Genomic DNA, 16,700 nt, shown 5'->3' with positions numbered 1-16,700 from the left:
CCTGAAGACGTGCGTATCCCTGCGCGAATACGCACATTTAATTTTTCGGGTGTCGTTTTTTAATTACAGATAATTGCGGTAACTGTTATCCGGTGTGATTTCCGGGTCAGGCTCCGTGCGGGGAATTTCCCGCCATTCCCGCGCCACCGGTGCCGCCCGGCTGGCCGGAACAGGGTCCTGCGGGTAAATATCCAGATATTTCACCCGCCATTTCTGTAATTCCGGGTCTCCGGCCATTTCTTTCAGTACCGCATGCCGGTTTACGGGGCTGCGTTTGAACAGGTCAGGACGGTCACAGGTAAATTCCCGCAGAAAACGCCCCAGCGGGATGTCTGTGGTGCGCCCGTCAGCGAGGATACGCACAAGGATACTGAATTTACGGCGGTACGGGTTCCAGACAATGTCCGGGCAGCGGTACGGCATTTCCCACGGAATACCGTCTTCCAGAATGCCGACCACGGCCACATCGGGAAAACCGGCAGAACGGTAAATCTCACCGGGCTGGGGAAAATCAAACATGCGTCCTGTCTCCCCGGTCTTTCTGCTGGGCGAGAAAATCGCGGCACAGGCCTTTGGCTTTCAGCTCATTCAGCACAAAATCAATATCTTCATTCAGGTAGCTGAAAATATGCGGAATGTAGAGCTGATGCAGGCCGGAGAGTTCACGGTGAATCAAATCACCCCCAACAAACTGGGATACGGCGCTGGCGCGGTTGAGCTTATGGTAAGCCTCAATGCTGAGGTGTTCACGGGCGTCATGACGCGCTGAGACGGTCTGAGGGGCTTTTTTATTACGCACGGGACACCTCCACCACCGGCAGACGGGCAGCAAGGGAGAGCACATAGTCACGGACAAGGGAACGGCGGGCGCTGCGTTCATCACCGGCGACGGTGCGAAGCATGCAGATACGGGGATGACGGTCTGCGCGACGGACAGCCGCAAACACAAAGACAAATTCAGGGTGTGAGGGGGTAAGGGTTGTAGCCATAAGGCAGCCTCCTTCGAGTAGCAAATAACTGCTATCGCCGGAGTTCCTACGCTCGATGGCGATAGCCCAGACGGGGGTAGGAATACCGGCCTCGAAGAATACCGGCCAGCCCGGAGGCTGCCCCGCCTGAGCTACCATTGACTCAGTGGCATAACATGCGATTGCGAACAGGATCATACCTGCACGGCAAACCACACGCCACACCATAATCTGGCGCTCTGTGGCGTTGATTGCGACACAAAAAAAGACGCATGGCGCGTCATATGTCGCCTTCGAGTTACACGGGTTCCTACGCCCGGCTGCCGATTTTGCGGCAGCGGAAAAACTATATCCGCAAATGCCGGAAAAAGGCAAGCCAGAAAAAGGGACTTTTTGCAGAGCGGGCATCATCATGCGTCGTACCCCCGTTTGCGTCCGGCAATGCGCCCGGCCATCCATGCGGTGACTTCAGAGTGCAGCCAGGCCACATTTTTACCGCCAAGACTCACCTGCGGCGGAAATTCCCCCTTACGGATGAGTTCGTAGATGGTCGAGCGTGACAGGCCGCACAGGTGCATCACTTCCGGCAGACGTAAAAAACGCTCCTGCGTGATGTCCGGCAGCGGCATCAGTGGCGTCACTGGGGCGGGAGACGGGGAAGAAAAAACAGCTTGCATCGGGCTACCTCGTTAATGTCCATACAGCACCGGATAAGTCCGTCCGGCTTCGGGTAGCGCTTTATTTTGTGAATATTTTCGGCAGACGCAACAGGGGGGATTTGTTCCGGCAGCCTTACAATGGCTGTGTATTTTTTGTACATCAGCGCCAGATAGCTTTAAAACGCTCTGGAAGGAGCTGGAAAAAATTATAGTGAAATACAAATTGTTTTTTCTTATTTATTTCAGTGAATTAATAAAAATAAAAAGTAATAAACAGCACAAAAAGCCCATCAACGGGTGAACAGTGGTGAACAGACGGTGAACAGTCATTACTGCGATTGTTCACCCTTTAACTTACTGTATTACTTATCTTTTTTCTTATGGTGAACAGAGGTGAACAGTAAAATATAAAAAAAACAAACAGTAAGCCGGTTTTTCCTGCGACCTTTTCCTGGCTTGCCGGTCTGAGGATGAGTCTCCTGTGTCAGGGCTGGCACATCTGCAATGCGTCGTGTTGTTGTCCGGTGTACGTCACAATTTTCTCAACCTGAAGTGACGAGGAGCCGGAAAATGTCTGACAACACCATCCCTGAATATCTGCAACCCGCGCTGGCACAACTGGAAAAGGCCAGAGCCGCCCATCTTGAGAACGCCCGCCTGATGGATGAGACCGTCACGGCCATTGAACGGGCAGAGCAGGAAAAAAATGCGCTGGCGCAGGCCGACGGAAACGACGCTGACGACTGGCGCACGGCCTTTCGTGCAGCCGGTGGTGTCCTGAGCGACGAGCTGAAACAGCGCCACATTGAGCGCGTGGCACGCCGGGAGCTGGTACAGGAATATGACAATCTGGCCGTGGTGCTGAATTTTGAACGTGAACGCCTGAAAGGGGCGTGTGACAGCACGGCCACCGCCTACCGGAAGGCACATCATCACCTGCTGAGTCTGTATGCAGAGCATGAGCTGGAACACGCCCTGAATGAAACCTGTGAGGCGCTTGTCCGGGCAATGCATCTGAGCATCCTGGTACAGGAAAATCCGCTCGCCAACACCACCGGCCATCAGGGCTACGTCGCGCCGGAAAAGGCTGTCATGCAGCAGGTGAAATCATCGCTGGAACAGAAAATAAAACAGATGCAAATCAGCCTCACCGGCGAGCCGGTTCTCCGGCTGACCGGACTGTCAGCGGCAACACTCCCGCACATGGATTATGAGGTGGCAGGCACACCGGCACAGCGCAAGGTGTGGCAGGACAAAATAGACCAGCAGGGAGCAGAGCTTAAGGCCAGAGGACTGCTGTCATGATGCGCTGCCCTTTCTGTCGTCATTCAGCGCATACCCGCACCAGCCGGTATGTGAGTGACAATGTCAAAGAAAGTTATCTGCAGTGCCAGAATATTTACTGTTCGGCGACATTTAAAACGCATGAGTCAATTTGTGCCGTGATTCGTTCTCCGGTCACGGAGGAAAAACCAGCACCGGTAAGCACAGCACCGGCTGTTGTCCGAAAAGTTAAAGGCTGTTACAGCTCACCATTCAACCATTAATCAGGGGACGGGGTGTGACCACAATGTCATTACAGCAGGCTTTTGAGGTCTGCCAGAATAACAAAGCGGCATGGCTTCAGCGCAAAAATGAACTGGCGGCAGCCGAACAGGAATATCTGCGGCTTCTGTCCGGGGAAGGCAGAAACGTCAGTCGCCTGGACGAATTACGCAATATTATCGAAGTCAGAAAATGGCAGGTGAATCAGGCCGCCGGTCGTTATGTTCGTTCGCATGAAGCCGTTCAGCACATCAGCATCCGCGAGCGGCTGAATGATTTTATGCAGCAGCACGGCACAGCACTGGCGGCCGCACTGGCACCGGAGCTGATGGGCTACAGTGAGCTGACGGCCATTGCCCGAAACTGTGCCATACAGCGTGCCACAGATGTCCTGCGTGAAGCCCTTCTGTCCTGGCTTGCGAAGGGGGAAAAAATTAATTATTCCGCACAGGATAGCGACATTTTAACGACCATCGGATTCAGGCCTGACGCGGCTTCGGTGGATGACAGCCGTGAAAAATTCACCCCTGCGCAGAACATGATTTTTTCGCGTAAAAGTGCAGAACTGGCATCACGTCAGTCTGTGTAAAACTCCCCGAAAAATCCGCCTGTTTTTACTGAAAAAAGCCATGCATCGATAAGGTGCATGGCTTTGCATGCGTTTTCCTGACTCATTTTCTGCAGCTCACGCCGCGCTCGACGCGGCCTGAGCGTGTCAGCGCAACTGCATTAAAACCGCCCGGCAAAGCGGGCGGGCGAGGCGGGGAAAGCACTGCGCGCCAGTGTATATTTATATTATTCATAATGTGGAGGTAAAACGGTTTTTATAGATTACATTGAGTTTGGATATATTTGCATTGAAAAAAAGGCACCAAATGGTGCCTTCAGTGAAATTATAACTTAGCTAACAAGCTTTAGCCTTGGAGGTAAGGAGTAACTTGCATCAATAGGTATATTTTCTAAAATTGTCTGATAGACCTCGTCTCTTTTCTGATATGGAAGTTCAGAAAGTTGATTTATTATATATTTCTTCAGTGCGTCATTTCTGTCCCACTGGGTATGATAACGTCCATTGTTTAGCTTTTGTTCTATTTTTATAAGTGATTTATTCTCGTCATAAATATAACGCATAGAAATAAATGTTTCATCATCATCAATTTTTTCGGAGTAATCCATGATGAAATAAATAAGACAATTGACCTTGTATGTTTCAATTTTTTTATATTCTTTTTCAAATATAGCGGTCACAAGTTCATCAGGTTGAACTCCCTTGACTGAACAAAAGGCAGCTAAATTTTTCAAAATTTGAGCTACATTAATCATTTTAACATCCTCGACACTTCAGCTAAGATCTCAGGTATTGAATTAATTGAGTTCTGTAAAGTTTGGTTGTCTCGATCTTTTACAGGACCAAACTGTCTATACAATTTACCCAAAATGAATTTTACAATAATAGCATCATTTGCATCGGTTGTCTGTAGATTCCTAAGATGTGGTGAAAAAATAGGTTGCAGTTCTTGTCCTTTCTCATCGAGGCCATTTATTATCAGAAGGTTAGAAGCCTCTTCTTTAATCTTAGCGGTTAAGATCTCTCTCATTTTTTTACGAGCAAGATGCGGCCTTTTTTCTACTAGATCTTGATCTATTTCTCCAGCAGCTTTCCTAGATTCTTGTTCAATTAAGTCTCTTTTAAACAATTTCAGAGTGTCATCAGGTAACGTTAATCCTGCATCAAGACTTGCCTTCCTGAATATTTCTAATTGTTCATCAACTTTTTTGTTTATTTCAGCTCTTTTTTCTTCGAATAAAGAGTTAAAATCAACATCTTCTAAATAAGAATCTTGATCACTGACGTAAGCCCCATCACTTGCGACACCAGCCAAAAAGTTTTCTCTTTCTCTATAATAATCATCAGTAAATGTATATTCTCGATTGATGGTTCTTTTGGCTCTATCTACTTCGCTCTGGAATTTTTCCCACATTGGATTTAATCCAATTTCTTCATGAAAAATCACAATTCCATTATTATCTATTTCAAATGCAGTAATCTCGTTTTCAGGAATCGCACGTAGAATTCTGCCAACAACTTGAGCAAATGCATTAAGGCTCCTGTAAGGTCTGAAGATTGCCAAAATGCTTAAATACTTATGGTCATAGCCCTCCATTAACATATTTACCGATATAACAACATCGGCGTTATGATTTTCAATGTTAAGGAAAGCGTCTGCTTTTACTTCATCATCCATTTCACTATGAATTATAACTACACGTAGACCTTTTGCTTCATACCATTTAGCTAGATCTTCGGCATGAGTAATGCTACATCCTACAGCGAGAATTTTATGTGGGACTTTAGGTGATGCTTCTTTAAGTATATTTAGTTTTAAAATACTATGCTCAATCACATCATTTGAACACTCCGGAGATAGGGCAATGCTTTTTTCAATCCATTCTTTATCTTTAAATTCTAAAATATCTTCTTTAGTTAGTTTTTTGTTAGGTATATCTGGAGTTGTGAAGTACAACTCATGAGCATTAACAGTTTCTTTTCTTAACCATTTTACATATTTTGCTCTCATCACTTCTGACAATGGTGTTTCATGAATTATTTCTCCCGGGATTTCTTGAGCATCACCACGATAAGGGGTTCCTGTGACATGTAAAACTTTTGCTTTAGAGAAATATTTAAGAGCATCACGCCAGCTTTGGGCTGGTGCATGATGTGCTTCATCAACGATAATAAAATCAAAGAAATCTTCTGGAACTCTATTAATTAGTGCGCTTTTTCTATTTCCAGATATACGTTGTATATTAGAAAATATAATGTGGCTTTGTTCTAAGTGTTCAGAAGATATATCTGGTGTATATTCACTAACTACAGGAATATCTTTACTGCTGAAGACAATGTCATAATTTATCCAAAAGTTATCTTCTAATACTTCTTGTGTCTTTCTAATACTATCTTTGGTAACAAGACCTGGTGTAATAATCAAAACTCTTTTTTGAGATACACCGTATGGTGCAATAGAAATTAACCCACTTTTACCTGTGCCTGTAGGTAGAATCACAAGAGCTTCACGGTGCTCAGGGTCGCTGAAAAACTCCCTTATTTTTATATAGGCCTCGATTTGAGGAGTTCTTAACTTTCTGTTTCCTTCGATATTTACTGCTGTGTTAGTAAAATAAGTCATATTTTCTCCTTACATTAAAAAATCAGCATACCACTGAAGCATTTCTTTCCGTTGTAAGAGGTACTGTGCATGGTTGTAAGTGCCTCTTATGCTGTTTTTATCAACATGTGCTAGTTGTAGCTCTATCCAATTGCTGTTATAGCCTTTCTCATGCAAGATTGTCGATAAACTATGTCTAAAACCGTGTCCTGTAACTCTTCCTTTATACCCGAGGAGTTCAATTACTTGATTTACACTTTCCTTACTGATAGGTTTTCTGCGGTTGTTCCTTCCTATGAAGATGTATGGGTAGTGTCCTGTAATTGGTTTTAGTTGGTTGAAAAGATCGATTACCTGCGTTGACAAAGGGACAAGGTGAGGACGACGCATTTTCATACGTTCTGCAGGTATTTCCCATATCCCTTTTTCTAAATCAACTTCTTCCCAAGTGGCAAAGCGCATTTCCTGTGTTCTTACACCTGTAAGCATCACAATCTTGGTCGCATTTTTAGTGATGATACTGCCCGTGTAAGCTTCAAGATCTCTGACGAAGTAAGGTAATTCTTCTGCAGTGAGAAAAGGATGATGTTTTTGCTTTGGAGCGGCTAACGCTATAGCTAAATCAGGTGCCGGGTTGTATTCAGCGCGGCCAGTGATGATCGCGTAACGAAACACTTCTCCGCATCTTTGTCGTACTTTTCTTGTTTTCTCCAATGCCCCACGTTTTTCTATACGCTTAAGTACTTCAAGCAACTCTAGCGGTTTAATTTCAGATATTGGTCGTTTACCAATAAAAGGAAAAACATCATGTTCAAACGTCCTAATGATTTCTTCGCGATAGGCAACTGTCCAGCGGTCTGCTTTTGCTGCATACCATTCTCTGCTAACGGCCTCAAAAGAGTTTTCAGTTGATAATTTCTGAGCAAGTTTCTGAGCCTTACGTTCTTCTACTGGGTCAATGCCGTTTGCAACCTGTTTACGTGCCGTATCGCGTTTCTCACGTGCTTCCGCGAGGCTTACAAGATCATAACTACCAAATGACATTAGCCGCGCTTTGCCTGCAAAACGAAAACGGAAGCGCCATCCCTTTGAGCCGTCTGGGTTGATGAGTAATGACAAGCCTTGCCCATCATTCAATGTATATGGTTTGTCTTGTGGTTTTGCGCGTTTGATTTGTATATCGGTTAGAGCCATATGTATAACTAAAAACTGCGTATAAAAATTCTATACACATTACTATACATATTTTTCGCGGATTCAGGGAGACGTTCTCGGACTATTACGGATAAGATGATTATTCATCATATTGAATATAAAGGGTTTTATGGAGTATCTCGGAACTGGCTGGATGAGGTTTGGCGGAAGATCACAGGAGTCGAACCTGCCCGGGACCGCTGGCGGCCCCAACTGGATTTGAAGTCCAGCCGCCTCACCGGAGACGACGATCTTCCGCGCCTCGATTGCTACATGGAGGCGGGGCGCATTATAGCTACTTCCTTGAGTTTCTACATCCCCCAGATCAGTTTTTTCCGCCTAATACACGCAGCGTATTATCACGAAAGCATTATAGTTCATATAAAACCCATATTTTACAATGATATATGAGCGGAATTAACGCTACCACGATCACATAAAACAAGAATCATAAATTAATAACCAGATATCGGAATATTCGCTCTCACAGGGATGGTTTACAAAATGCGTTATCGGTCTCAGCACCCCTATAGCATCAAGGAAAAGCAGATGAAGAGTGAAGTGTTGTCCGTTAAAGAGAAAATTGGTTATGGCATGGGAGACGCCGCCAGCCACATTATTTTCGATAACGTAATGTTATATATGATGTTCTTTTATACCGATATTTTTGGCATTCCTGCCGGATTTGTCGGAACCATGTTTTTGGTCGCTCGTGCACTGGATGCGATTTCCGATCCTTGCATGGGGTTGTTGGCCGATCGAACGCGCTCTCGCTGGGGTAAATTTCGTCCGTGGGTACTGTTTGGCGCACTGCCATTCGGGATCGTCTGTGTACTGGCCTATAGCACGCCAGATCTCAGTATGAACGGCAAAATGATCTATGCAGCAATTACTTACACCCTACTTACCTTACTTTATACCGTCGTCAATATCCCTTACTGCGCATTGGGTGGTGTAATCACCAATGAACCGACTCAGCGTATCTCGCTGCAATCCTGGCGTTTTGTGCTGGCGACCGCGGGAGGCATGCTCTCTACTGTTCTGATGATGCCACTGGTTAATTTAATTGGTGGTGATAATAAACCACTCGGTTTCCAGGGCGGTATCGCGGTCCTTTCCGTGGTGGCATTCATGATGCTGGCATTCTGTTTCTTCACCACTAAAGAACGCGTTGAAGCACCACCTACAACGACGTCTATGCGGGAAGATTTACGTGATATCTGGCAAAACGACCAGTGGCGGATTGTCGGTTTACTAACCATTTTCAATATCCTGGCGGTGTGCGTACGCGGTGGGGCGATGATGTATTACGTCACATGGATTTTGGGTACGCCGGAAGTGTTTGTCGCTTTTCTCACCACTTATTGCGTGGGTAACCTGATTGGTTCCGCACTGGCAAAACCGCTGACCGACTGGAAATGTAAAGTCACTATCTTCTGGTGGACGAACGCCCTGCTGGCAGTGATTAGCCTCGCGATGTTCTTTGTTCCCATGCAGGCCAGCATCACTATGTTTGTCTTCATCTTCGTGATTGGTGTGTTGCATCAACTGGTGACACCTATCCAGTGGGTAATGATGTCCGATACCGTCGACTACGGCGAGTGGTGCAATGGTAAACGCCTGACCGGGATCAGTTTTGCTGGCACGCTGTTTGTGCTCAAACTGGGGTTGGCCTTCGGCGGCGCCCTTATCGGCTGGATGCTGGCTTATGGCGGATATGATGCGGCAGAAAAAGCGCAGAACAGCGCCACGATTAGCATCATTATCGCGCTATTCACGATTGTTCCGGCGATCTGTTATTTGCTGAGCGCGATTATCGCTAAACGCTACTACTCACTCACGACGCACAATCTGAAAACCGTTATGGAACAGCTGGCTCAGGGTAAACGCCGTTGCCAGCAACAATTCACCTCTCAAGAAGTGCAGAACTAAGGAACGGCAATGAAAATTAGCGATGGAAACTGGTTGATTCAACCTGGCCTCAATTTGATTCACCCGCTTCAGGTGTTCGAGGTTGAACAGCAGGGTAATGAAATGGTGGTCTATGCTGCCCCCCGTGATGTACGTGAACGTACCTGGCAGCTTGACACGCCTTTATTTACGCTGCGCTTTTTCTCCCCACAGGAAGGTATTGTCGGGGTGCGGATTGAGCATTTTCAGGGGGCGCTGAATAACGGCCCTCATTATCCGCTCAATATTTTGCAGGACGTGAAGGTCACAATCGAAAACACAGAACGTTATGCTGAGTTTAAAAGTGGCAACTTAAGCGCGCGTGTCAGCAAAGGTGAGTTCTGGTCACTCGATTTTCTGCGCAACGGTGAACGTATTACCGGTAGTCAGGTGAAAAATAATGGCTACGTGCAGGACACGAATAATCAACGAAATTATATGTTTGAGCGGCTGGATCTTGGCGTTGGCGAAACAGTTTATGGTCTGGGAGAGCGCTTTACTGCCCTGGTGCGCAATGGTCAGACGGTAGAAACCTGGAACCGGGACGGCGGCACAAGTACTGAACAGGCGTATAAAAATATCCCGTTCTATATGACTAACCGTGGCTATGGGGTGCTGGTCAATCACCCCCAGTGTGTCTCTTTTGAAGTGGGATCGGAGAAAGTCTCCAAAGTGCAGTTCAGCGTTGAGAGCGAATATCTCGAATACTTTGTTATCGACGGCCCGACGCCGAAAGCGGTACTTGATCGTTATACCCGTTTTACTGGCCGTCCGGCGCTGCCGCCCGCGTGGTCCTTCGGTCTGTGGCTAACCACTTCATTTACCACCAACTACGACGAAGCGACGGTAAACAGCTTTATCGATGGTATGGCGGAACGCAATCTGCCGCTGCATGTTTTCCACTTTGACTGTTTCTGGATGAAAGCCTTCCAGTGGTGCGATTTTGAGTGGGACCCGCTGACTTTCCCAGACCCGGAAGGGATGATCCGCCGCCTGAAAGCGAAAGGGCTGAAAATCTGCGTCTGGATTAACCCCTATATTGGGCAAAAATCCCCCGTCTTTAAAGAGTTACAAGAGAAAGGTTATTTACTCAAACGCCCGGACGGTTCGCTGTGGCAGTGGGATAAATGGCAGCCAGGTCTGGCGATTTATGACTTTACCAATCCGGATGCCTGCAAATGGTACGCCGACAAACTGAAAGGTCTGGTCGCGATGGGCGTTGATTGCTTTAAGACCGACTTTGGCGAACGTATCCCAACCGATGTTCAGTGGTTTGACGGTTCCGATCCGCAGAAAATGCATAACCATTATGCGTACATCTACAACGAACTGGTGTGGAACGTGCTCAAGGACACCGTTGGTGAGGAAGAAGCTGTCTTGTTTGCCCGCTCGGCCTCCGTCGGTGCGCAGAAATTCCCGGTACACTGGGGTGGCGACTGTTACGCTAACTACGAATCAATGGCGGAAAGCCTGCGCGGTGGTTTGTCTATTGGCCTTTCAGGTTTTGGCTTCTGGAGCCACGATATCGGCGGCTTTGAAAATACCGCTCCGGCGCACGTTTACAAACGCTGGTGCGCGTTTGGTTTGCTCTCCAGCCATAGTCGTTTACATGGCAGCAAATCTTATCGTGTGCCGTGGGCCTACGATGATGAGTCCTGTGATGTGGTGCGCTTCTTCACGCAACTGAAATGCCGCATGATGCCGTATCTGTATCGTGAAGCTGCGCGTGCGAATGCGCGGGGTACGCCGATGATGCGGGCCATGATGATGGAGTTCCCGGACGAGCCGGCTTGTGATTATATTGACCGTCAATACATGTTAGGCGACAACGTGATGGTTGCTCCGGTGTTCACTGAAGCGGGCGATGTGCTGTTCTACTTGCCGGAAGGTCGCTGGACACACCTGTGGCACAACGATGAGCTCGACGGTAGTCGCTGGCATAAACAGCAGCACGGCTTCCTGAGTCTGCCCGTTTATGTGCGTGATAACACCCTACTGGCGCTGGGCAACAACGATCAACGTCCCGATTACGCGTGGCACGAAGGTACGGCATTCCAGCTCTTTAATCTGCAAGACGGGCATGAAGCCGTCTGTGAAGTGCCCGCTGCTGACGGTTCGGTGATCTTTACTTTAAAAGCAGCACGTATTGGCAACACGATTACTGTGACTGGTGCGGGCGAGGCGAAGAACTGGACGCTGTGCTTGCGCAATGTTGTGAAAGTAAATGGTCTGCAAGGCGGTTCGCAGGCTGAAAGTGAGCAGGGGCTGGTGGTGACGCCTCAAGGGAATGCGCTGACAATTACGTTGTAATCTATTGATGGAATGCCGGGTACGTCTGAGTCGTACCCGGCGAGATTGATGTTTACTGCGCCGGCTCCGTCGACGTAACTTCACCACTGGAAACTACGCCCGCATTCATGGTTTGAGTCACTTGCTGCTTTGCGGCATTCACGGCATGCAATTGCCCGCTAACCGTAGGTTTCAGCGGGACATTGGCCTGAATATCGCCACTGGCGGTAAGCTGAATATTGCCGTCGCCAGTCAACGGTAATTCAGGCCATCCCCAATGTTGCAAAATATTCACCGGCACACCGCGTCCATTCAGGCTGATATGGGTCTGACGTTGTGGCGTTTGTGAAACACTGGCGGTGGCTTCCAGAATGCCTTTTTCAGTAAATGCACTCAGTTCGCTGATATTCACCGTGCTGCTGTTGGCGGTTAGCGCCAGCGATGGACGACGGACATCAACACGATTAAACGTCGCGGCGGCGGCATTCAGATTCGCCGAGCCACTCCAGACGCCCCATTTATGATCGGTAACCAGCGTCAGATTGGCACCGTAACCATCGAGCGCGGTGAGCTGCCACGGGAAGTCAGGGTCGATATCAATGATCAGATTGCGGCTGGCGCTAAATCTCTTCAGTTGCAGGCTGTTTAACCAACCGGGTGTCGTTTCCATCCACAACTGTTGCCAGTTTTTCGGCAAGGTATATTCCAGCCCGGCAATTGCCGCATCATCAAGGATCAACGTTTTCCCGTCACGCAGCCAGTTCCCTGACGTTCTGACCATACCCCCTTCCCAGCGGCTGGTGAACTGGCGCAGCGCTACGCCCTGCGGGGAAAATTCCGCGTTTATAATCGGGTCAAATAAATGCAGCGAACCATAAATGAACTCGCTGGCGTTCATCGACAGTTTGCCTTCCTGTGTCTGCCAGTCATCTTTACTGAAGGTCATGTTGCGCAAGCTGAGATCGAGGTCGGTCACCGCCCAGTCCGGACCTTGCAAACGAGCATCGATCACTTCCAGGCGACCAATCTGCAACGACGGGACAGAGCGTAATGGCGCAAAGAAGTCGGTTAGCGATTTTTCGCTTTGTAGACGGATATCCGCCATGCGCAGATTTTCCACTTGCCAGCTGCCGTCGGCGTTACGCTGCGCGTTTCCGGTTAATGTCCCGCGGGCGATGTCGGCACCCAGGTTAGTCAGCGTAACGCGATCGTTATCAATACTGCCTTCAATCAGTACATTGGTGGCAGGAACATCATTGAGCGAAAGCGATCCGGCACTAAACTGAATCTGCGCCTTCGTACCCAGCACTTTACCGGCTTCTGGTGACCACGGAACCACGCCGCCATTTACCCGCTGCGCGCTCAGTTTCCATTCGCTATTCGGGCTATTAAACGCCATATCACGCAGTTGCAGACGATCGGCTTTGAACGGTAGCGGCGCGGTCTGGCCGGTGAGATTCAGCGTCCCGTTTTCCAGCAGGATGGTATCGACATGGCGTGGTTCGGTCAGTTGCCGACTGCTTAGCGCAATGTCGACACTTTTTGCCACCAGGGTCGCGGGCTGACCATCACGACCAAATGTGACGTTCTCCAGCACGATATGAGATGGCGCGGAAAAACGGTGATCCATCGCCCCGAAGGCCAGATGATAGTCGCTATTCTCGGAAACCCATGCGCTGATATGTTCTGCTCCCCAGCGGGTTTGCAGAAGAGAATAGAGGCCAGCGATCACCACTAACAGAGCGATGAGAATGTAGAGAAGCAGCTTCCCAATAAATTTCATGGTCTTCCATCCCGTGAAATGCACATAAGGGAGTTATGCACGATTTACGCGCAATCCTCAAGGCGGGAATGGTGAAAGAGGTGAGACTGCGGCGGTAATTATCTTACCGCCGCCAGTGAATTACTGTTTTTCTGGTGGGAAAATCAGATTCAGCACGATGGCAGTAATACCGCCCGCGGCGATCCCGGAGGAGAGCAGGTTTTTCAGCCATTCAGGGGCAAACTGCAAAATCAGCGGCTGCTGAGACACGCCCAGGCCGACCGCCAGCGACAGCGCGATAATCAGAATCGCCCGACGGTTCAGCGGCTCACGAGAAACGATACGCACACCGGAGGCGGCGATGGTGCCAAACATTACAAGCGTTGCGCCGCCCAGAACCGGTTCTGGAATGTGTTGTACAAAACCGCTCACTGCCGGGAACAGACCCAGCACGATCAACATCAGCGCGACGACAAAACCGACATAGCGGCTGGCAACACCGGTCAACTGGATCACTCCGTTGTTCTGCCCGAAGCAGGAGTTCGGGAAGGTGTTAAACACCGCCGAAACAAACGAGTTCAGGCCGTTTGCCAGCACGCCGCCTTTCAGGCGTTTCATGTACAGCGGACCGGACACTGGCTGTTCGGAAACGTCAGAGGTCGCCGTGATATCGCCAATGGTTTCCAGCGAAGTGATCATAAAGACCAGCATCAGCGGCAGCAGCAGACTCCATTCAATGCCAAGACCGTAATAGAGCGGCGTTGGCACCATAATCAGTTCTTGCGTCATCGGTTCGTTGCTTTCTGGCAACATGCCCATAAACCACGCCAGCGCATATCCGGCCGCCATCGCAATCACCAGTGAGGCCACGCGTAAGTAAGGGTTACGTTGACGGTTAAGCAGGATAATTAAGGCTAAGACCACGCCTGCCAGCAGCAGATTTTTCGGTGCGCCGAAGGTGTTATCGCTCATGGCTGCGTAACCGCCGCCAATTGAGGTCAGCCCCACCTGAATTAGCGACAGGCCGATAATCATCACCACAACGCCAGAAACCAGCGGCGTAATAATGCGGCGCGCCAGATGCAGAACACGGGAGATCACCATCTCGGTGCAACTTGCCAGCATCAACGTGCCGAACAAAGCCGCCATCATGGTAGGAACATCAGCACCACCGGTTTTCAGCGCGGTACCGCCCATAATCAGCGGGGCAACAAAGTTGAAGCTGGTGCCCTGAATAGACAACAGCCCGGAGCCAACCGGACCCCAGGCCTTAATTTGAATAATCGATGCCACACCGGAGGCAAACAGCGACATACTAATAATGTGTTGCGTGTCTTGTGCCGGTAAACCCAGCGCCTGGCAGATTAATAGCGCTGGCGTGATCACCGCAACGAACATCGCCAGCAAATGCTGACAGGCGGCAAACAGGGTTTGAGGAAGCGGCGGACGATCTTCAAGACGGTAAATCAGTTCGCTGTTTTGAGTCTGCGCAACCGGTTGCGCATTTTCTGACTCGAGGGTGGAAACAGACATCGAAAACAATCCCGTGGTAGCAAAGCGGGCATTTTAGCTGACCGAAAGAGAAAAGCAAACGTTTGCCACATCCTCATCTAAATATTTAAATGAGATAAATGCACTTTTTTATATAACTTTTGGTATTTTTCTGCTTAAAATCCATGCCATTTGTTCATTAACAGCTGAGAATTTGACCCAGGAAAGCATAACTCGATACCCGTCATAGTTCATGAAGTTGCCACTGCGCGATGAAGTATGACGAGTATGAAAGAGTGATGCGGATACAAAGGAGTAACTATGTTTCATCTCGATACTTTAGCAACGCTTGTTGCCGCAACGCTGACGTTGCTGCTCGGGCGTAAGTTGGTCCATTCCGTCTCCTTTTTGAAGAAATACACCATACCGGAACCTGTTGCGGGTGGTTTGTTGGTGGCGCTGGCGCTACTGGTACTGAAAAAAAGCATGGGCTGGGAAGTCAACTTTGATATGTCCCTGCGCGATCCGTTAATGCTGGCATTCTTCGCCACCATTGGCCTGAACGCCAACATTGCCAGTTTGCGTGCCGGTGGGCGTGTGGTTGGCATCTTCCTGATTGTGGTTGTTGGTCTGTTGGTGATGCAAAATGCCATTGGCATTGGTATGGCTAGCCTGTTAGGGCTTGATCCGCTGATGGGGCTGTTGGCCGGTTCTATTACGCTTTCCGGCGGTCACGGTACGGGAGCTGCATGGAGTAAATTGTTCATTGAACGTTATGGCTTCACCAATGCGACGGAAGTGGCGATGGCCTGTGCAACGTTCGGTTTGGTGCTGGGCGGCTTGATTGGCGGTCCGGTGGCGCGCTATCTGGTGAAACACTCCACCACGCCGAACGGTATTCCGGATGACCAGGAAGTCCCGACGGCGTTTGAAAAGCCGGATGTGGGCCGCATGATCACCTCGCTGGTGCTGATTGAAACTATCGCGCTGATTGCTATCTGCCTGACGGTGGGGAAAATTGTTGCGCAACTTTTGGCTGGCACTGCTTTTGAACTGCCGACCTTCGTCTGTGTCCTGTTTGTTGGCGTGATTCTGAGCAACGGTCTGTCAATGATGGGCTTTTACCGCGTCTTTGAGCGTGCGGTATCCGTGCTGGGTAACGTAAGCCTGTCGTTGTTCCTGGCGATGGCGTTGATGGGGCTGAAACTGTGGGAGCTGGCTTCGCTGGCGCTGCCGATGCTGGCGATTCTGGTGGTACAGACCATCTTCATGGCGTTGTATGCCATCTTCGTTACCTGGCGCATGATGGGCAAAAACTACGATGCGGCAGTGCTGGCTGCGGGTCACTGTGGTTTTGGCCTCGGTGCAACGCCAACGGCAATCGCCAACATGCAGGCGATCACTGAACGTTTTGGCCCGTCGCACATGGCGTTTCTGGTGGTGCCGATGGTCGGTGCGTTCTTTATTGATATCGTTAACGCGCTGGTGATTAAGCTGTATTTGATGTTGCCGATTTTTGCGGGTTAACCGATGAAGCGGCGGTAGAATTGCCGCCGCAACAAAGACAAATGCCTGATACGCTTCGCTTATCAAGGCTGCGCATTGATTCACAATTTATTGAATTTATAAGTTTTTGTAGGACGAAGCACATCCGGCAGGAAGGTAGGGTAAC

Annotated in this window: 15 protein-coding genes and 1 tRNA gene; 6 read left to right on the top strand and 10 right to left on the bottom strand. The window is 49.0% G+C overall.

Features of this window, described 5'->3' with window-relative positions; all coding sequences use genetic code 11:
* Nucleotides 1–63: 63 nt before the first annotated feature.
* From HUZ68_RS22710 to HUZ68_RS22695, 4 genes are read right to left on the bottom strand one after another with little or no spacing between them, the layout of a single operon-like run.
* Complete coding sequence (locus HUZ68_RS22710; RefSeq protein ID WP_000459306.1) at nucleotides 64–519, bottom strand: hypothetical protein; 456 nt, start codon at nucleotides 517–519, stop codon at nucleotides 64–66.
* Nucleotides 512–799, bottom strand: coding sequence for a derepression protein (locus HUZ68_RS22705; RefSeq protein ID WP_001244665.1), 288 nt, complete (start codon nucleotides 797–799; stop codon nucleotides 512–514). Before HUZ68_RS22705 ends, HUZ68_RS22710 begins: the two co-directional genes overlap by 8 nt.
* The gene (locus HUZ68_RS22700) at nucleotides 792–1,382 is read right to left on the bottom strand and encodes a host cell division inhibitor Icd-like protein (protein ID WP_000980247.1); all 591 of its coding nucleotides are present in this window, start codon (nucleotides 1,380–1,382) and stop codon (nucleotides 792–794) included. The genes HUZ68_RS22705 and HUZ68_RS22700 overlap by 8 nt, the downstream gene beginning before the upstream one ends.
* Nucleotides 1,379–1,645, bottom strand: a complete 267-nt coding sequence (locus HUZ68_RS22695; protein ID WP_001149160.1) for a helix-turn-helix transcriptional regulator — start codon at nucleotides 1,643–1,645, stop codon at nucleotides 1,379–1,381. The genes HUZ68_RS22700 and HUZ68_RS22695 overlap by 4 nt, the downstream gene beginning before the upstream one ends.
* 552 nt (nucleotides 1,646–2,197) lie before the next feature.
* On the opposite strand from HUZ68_RS22695, the gene HUZ68_RS22690 reads away from it, so the two are divergent.
* The 3 genes from HUZ68_RS22690 to HUZ68_RS22680 are packed head-to-tail and all read left to right on the top strand — an operon-like array spanning nucleotide 2,198 to nucleotide 3,761.
* The gene (locus HUZ68_RS22690) at nucleotides 2,198–2,932 is read left to right on the top strand and encodes a hypothetical protein (protein ID WP_001283018.1); all 735 of its coding nucleotides are present in this window, start codon (nucleotides 2,198–2,200) and stop codon (nucleotides 2,930–2,932) included.
* On the top strand, nucleotides 2,929–3,174 hold the full coding sequence (locus HUZ68_RS22685; protein WP_000984202.1) for an ogr/Delta-like zinc finger family protein: 246 nt from the start codon (nucleotides 2,929–2,931) through the stop codon (nucleotides 3,172–3,174). The genes HUZ68_RS22690 and HUZ68_RS22685 overlap by 4 nt, the downstream gene beginning before the upstream one ends.
* Before the next feature lie 23 nt (nucleotides 3,175–3,197).
* Nucleotides 3,198–3,761: a phage polarity suppression protein gene (locus tag HUZ68_RS22680; protein WP_000058235.1), complete on the top strand. Its 564-nt coding sequence runs from the start codon at nucleotides 3,198–3,200 to the stop codon at nucleotides 3,759–3,761.
* A 311-nt stretch (nucleotides 3,762–4,072) separates the two neighbouring features.
* Here the strand turns inward: HUZ68_RS22680 and HUZ68_RS22675 are convergent, their stop codons facing one another.
* The 4 genes from HUZ68_RS22675 to HUZ68_RS22660 all read right to left on the bottom strand — a co-directional run bounded on the left by HUZ68_RS22675 (nucleotide 4,073) and on the right by HUZ68_RS22660 (nucleotide 7,793).
* A complete protein-coding gene (locus tag HUZ68_RS22675; protein WP_000611230.1) occupies nucleotides 4,073–4,495 on the bottom strand; it encodes a hypothetical protein in 423 nt (140 codons plus the stop codon).
* A complete protein-coding gene (locus HUZ68_RS22670; protein WP_000220867.1) occupies nucleotides 4,492–6,363 on the bottom strand; it encodes a DEAD/DEAH box helicase in 1,872 nt (623 codons plus the stop codon). The genes HUZ68_RS22675 and HUZ68_RS22670 overlap by 4 nt, the downstream gene beginning before the upstream one ends.
* A gap of 9 nt (nucleotides 6,364–6,372) precedes the next feature.
* A complete protein-coding gene (locus HUZ68_RS22665) occupies nucleotides 6,373–7,536 on the bottom strand; it encodes a tyrosine-type recombinase/integrase (RefSeq protein ID WP_001218984.1) in 1,164 nt (387 codons plus the stop codon).
* 162 nt (nucleotides 7,537–7,698) lie between these two features.
* Nucleotides 7,699–7,793 (bottom strand) — tRNA-Sec (locus HUZ68_RS22660).
* A gap of 292 nt (nucleotides 7,794–8,085) precedes the next feature.
* Between HUZ68_RS22660 and HUZ68_RS22655 the strand changes: the two genes are divergently transcribed.
* Nucleotides 8,086–9,468, top strand: coding sequence for a glycoside-pentoside-hexuronide family transporter (locus HUZ68_RS22655; RefSeq protein ID WP_033815117.1), 1,383 nt, complete (start codon nucleotides 8,086–8,088; stop codon nucleotides 9,466–9,468).
* Nucleotides 9,469–9,477: 9 nt separating this feature from the next.
* Complete coding sequence (gene yicI / locus HUZ68_RS22650) at nucleotides 9,478–11,796, top strand: alpha-xylosidase (RefSeq protein ID WP_113455358.1); 2,319 nt, start codon at nucleotides 9,478–9,480, stop codon at nucleotides 11,794–11,796.
* 52 nt (nucleotides 11,797–11,848) lie between these two features.
* On the opposite strand, the gene HUZ68_RS22645 is transcribed toward yicI, so the two are convergent.
* Nucleotides 11,849–13,558, bottom strand: coding sequence for an AsmA family protein (locus HUZ68_RS22645; protein ID WP_033815115.1), 1,710 nt, complete (start codon nucleotides 13,556–13,558; stop codon nucleotides 11,849–11,851).
* 120 nt (nucleotides 13,559–13,678) lie between these two features.
* On the bottom strand, nucleotides 13,679–15,070 hold the full coding sequence (gene xanP / locus HUZ68_RS22640; protein WP_001295238.1) for a xanthine/proton symporter XanP: 1,392 nt from the start codon (nucleotides 15,068–15,070) through the stop codon (nucleotides 13,679–13,681).
* Nucleotides 15,071–15,349: 279 nt separating this feature from the next.
* Between xanP and gltS the strand changes: the two genes are divergently transcribed.
* Complete coding sequence (gltS, locus tag HUZ68_RS22635) at nucleotides 15,350–16,555, top strand: sodium/glutamate symporter (RefSeq protein WP_000468836.1); 1,206 nt, start codon at nucleotides 15,350–15,352, stop codon at nucleotides 16,553–16,555.
* The last annotated feature ends 145 nt before the right edge of the window (nucleotides 16,556–16,700 follow it).

The sequence above is a fragment of the Shigella dysenteriae genome (assembly GCF_022354085.1).
Classification (GTDB): Bacteria; Pseudomonadota; Gammaproteobacteria; order Enterobacterales; family Enterobacteriaceae; genus Escherichia; species Escherichia coli.
This window is presented reverse-complemented; position numbering and strand designations above follow the sequence as displayed.